The sequence below is a fragment of the Microvirga sp. P4_G7 genome (genome assembly GCF_056401005.1).
Genome location: NZ_JBFUKD010000410.1, coordinates 1 through 3,421, shown reverse-complemented (window position 1 = coordinate 3,421; position 3,421 = coordinate 1). Strand labels below are relative to the sequence as shown.

Here is a 3,421-nt window from a genome sequence, read left to right as displayed (position 1 = left end):
GGGTGTCACCAATCCGCTGCTGTGTGGCCTCGGCGGCACCGCCGTTCTGCTGGCGATGACGAATGACGGCGCGTCGATCGTTCTCAACGGCGAGGCGGAGACGGGGTCCGGAGCGGTCCCACCGGAATGGATCGACCACCTGCAAGGGCGATCTGAGGCGATCGGCCGGTTCATCCTCAGCGACGAGGACAACCAGATCGGACCGAAATCGGTCATGGTGCCCGGCTTTGTGGCCGCCTGTTCCGAACTCCACCGTCGCCTGGGCAGCGGACGGCTGACCTGGGCCGAGCTTCTGGAACCGGCTATCCGCTTGGCGGCGCAAGGGTTCGAGGTCTATCCCTATATCGCCGAGGTCTGGGCCCGCGAGTTCGAAGGCCGCGGACCGGCGGCTCCAGGCTACCCTTCCATCCTCATGAAGTTCGAAAGGGACGACCTCGCGCGGGAGATCTACTTTCGTGACGGCAAGCATCCCTTCCGAACCGGCGATATTCTGCGACAGAAACTCTATGCGCAGACTCTGGATCAGATCGCGCGCGCCGGGGCCGATGATTTTTATACGGGCGCCGTCGGCCGCACGCTGGCCGATGACCTCGCAAAACGAGACAGCCTCATCCGCGCGGAGGACATCAGGTCCTACCGTGCCCATGAGCAAGATGCACTGCGGACGCGGTACCACGGGCACGAGATTCTCACGTCGCCGCCGCCCAGCCCCGGTGTCCAACTGGTCGAAATGCTCGGTATCCTGTCGGGGCTCGATGTCACGGATCAACCCCGAGACAGCGTAGAGACGGTCGATACGATCGCGCAGGTGATGCGAGCAGGTTTCGCGGATAACCGCGACATCAAGGCCGTTCTCCTTTCTGAAGCGAATGCGTGGACGAAAAGCATGACGGCGCCGGATCGGATGGCCGCGTGGGCGGAGCAGATCCGTGCAGGACATCGCGTTGCCGGTGAGACGGAGAAGCGGAGCACCGGCACGACGCACGTGGTCGTCGTCGACGATGACGGAATGGCGATCAGCTTCACGCATTCGATTGGTTCGGTTGCCGGCTCCGGCACAATCACTCCGGAGCTCGGCTTCCTGCACAACAACTTTCTCGGTCATTTCGATCCGCGTCCCGGACGTCAGATGTCGATCTTGCCGGGGCGCAGGATCGGAAGTGGCATGCCGACGATCGTGCGGCGCGACGGAAAGACCAAACTCGTCATCGGCGCGCCGGGCGGCAGCCGCATCATCACGTCCATCACGCAGGTCGTCCTCAACGTGATCGATCGCGGCATTTCCGCTGATGTCGCCGTTGGTCTCCCGCGCTTTCACAGCGAAGAACAGCTGCTCGTCCACCTCGAGCCGGGTTGGCCGGACGAGATGCGGCAGGCCCTGGAGGCACTCGGCTGCACCGTGAAATGGAACAAGTACCAGGCCCGCGTCCAGGCGATCGGAGTCGCGGACGATGGCCGACTCGTCGCCGGCGCCGATCCGCGCGGCGGCGCGGTCGGCGTCGGGCCGTAGCGCCGTTCAACCATATAGCTTGCTCAGGAGAGAAAACCCCATGTCCGATATTCAACTCAACATGATCATCAGGGCCTACGACCATGTCTGCCCGCTCTATCTCGGCGACGCGGCGACGCCGGGCATTCGCCTCAATCTCGATCATCGCTCGGCCCTGACGAACGAGTTTCCGGACGGTATCGCTGCCGCTGAGGTGTCTTTCAATCGCTATGTGCTCTCCTACGCCAAGGGCGACGATCGCCTCATCGGATTGCCGGTGTATATCCTGCGCGGATTCCGGCATCGCAACTACATTGTACGTCGTGACAGTCCGTTGGAGACGTTGGCGGATCTCAAAGGGCGGCGCGTCGGAACAAATTCGTGGAGCGACACGGGAACCATGTGGGCGCGCGCCGCCATGCGCGAAGCAGGCGTCGAAGTGTCGGAAGTGGATTGGGTCATCGGCGACCTTGACGAGAAGACGCCGCTCAAGCCCGCGGCTCCGACCGACGTCAAGCCACCGCAGGGTTCAACCTATCTGCCGTCCGGCAAGACACTTCTCGATGGTTTGCGCGACGGCAGCGTCGATGCGGTGACGACAGCCTTCATGCCGGAACCGGTCTATCAACCGGATGGTGAGTTTCGTCGTCTGGTGCGCGACTACCGCAAAGCCGAAAAGGCGTATCATCAGCGAACAGGCGTCTATCCAGGCTTTCATATCGTCGCTGTCCAGCGCGATTTCGCCGAGGCGCATCCCGAAGCGGTGATGACGCTCTACGACGCACTTCAGCAATCCTGGAACATTTGGTGGGTCAAAGCCAAGAAGTTCGCCGAGGCGTCCCCGTGGGCGATGGAGGAAGTCGAAACCATGGTACGCGACTTCGCCGGCGATACGCCACCGTTYGGCACGGAAACGCCAGCCCATCAACGCATGCTGGCGATGATCTGCCACGAGCAATTCGCGCAAGGGCTCATTCCAAAAGCGGCGCGGCCAGAGGATCTCTTCGCGAGCTTCGCAAATATCAAAGCAAGCGCGCGATCACGCGTTTCCGAATCCGTTTGAAGCCATAGACGAGACACCGATCTCGGGAGGGACCGATGCCTGAAGGATTGCAAAGACTGTGGCGCACATTCTTCGATATCGATCAGATCCTCGCGGTTCTGCCCGAGATCATCACGGTTGGCGTGCCGAACACGATTATTCTGGCGTCGATCGCCGTGCTGATCGGCCTCGTCATCGGTCTTCTGGTCGCCATGATGCTGATCAGCCGCAACCCCGTCGTGCGATTTCCAGCACGCACCTTCGTCGACGTGTTCCGGGGTCTACCCGTCATCCTGACGATCTATCTGATCGGACAGGGGCTACCCATCGCCGGGATTCGGATCTTCGGCCAGAACAGCTACGCGTATGCCGCGCTCGCCCTGGGCTTGATCGAAGGCGCTTACATGAGCGAGATCTTCAGAAGTGGCATTCAGAGTGTCGAGCGGGGTCAGATGGAAGCGTCTCGCTCGCTTGGCATGTCGTATTTCGAATCCATGCGATGGGTCGTTGTTCCGCAGGGCATACGGCGGGTTCTGCCGGCTCTGACCGGACAGTTCATCCACATCATCAAGGGTTCTTCGCTGGTCTATCTGCTGGGATTGCTGCCGCAGCAACGCGAGATTTTCAGCATTGCGTCCGACGCTTCGAATATCTCGGGTACCCTCGCACCGATGGTGGCCGCAGGAATGGTCTATCTCTGCCTCACGATCCCGCTCACGTATGCAGTCAACGCGTTCGATCGGCGGCTGAGGGAAGGGGCGCGTCGCCAAGCTCTCCCACCAACCCACGCCGATCAGATCTAGAACAGGAGGTTGCTATGGCACGATCACAGCACGCCGTCGGCGTCCGTATCGACGGGCTCACGAAGAGGTTCGATCATCATCCTGTCC

At 61.5% G+C, this 3,421-nt stretch carries 3 protein-coding genes; all 3 read left to right on the top strand.

The genetic code is table 11. The features are described 5' to 3' along the window. Positions 1-1,510, top strand: a 1,510-nt coding sequence (locus tag AC1DT3_RS15510) for a gamma-glutamyltransferase family protein (RefSeq protein WP_477466142.1), incomplete at its 5' end; no start/stop codon positions are given. A gap of 40 nt (positions 1,511-1,550) precedes the next feature. Continuing rightward, a complete protein-coding gene (locus AC1DT3_RS15505) occupies positions 1,551-2,552 on the top strand; it encodes an ABC transporter substrate-binding protein (RefSeq protein ID WP_477466141.1) in 1,002 nt (333 codons plus the stop codon). Between the two features lie 35 nt (positions 2,553-2,587). Then, positions 2,588-3,334, top strand: coding sequence for an amino acid ABC transporter permease (locus AC1DT3_RS15500; RefSeq protein ID WP_477466140.1), 747 nt, complete (start codon positions 2,588-2,590; stop codon positions 3,332-3,334). The last annotated feature ends 87 nt before the right edge of the window (positions 3,335-3,421 follow it).

Excerpts from the sequence above, each read along its gene's own strand:
- AC1DT3_RS15500 (WP_477466140.1), top strand. The coding sequence starts at position 2,588 with ATGCCTGAAGGATTGCAAAGACTGTGGCGCACATTCTTCGATATCGAT.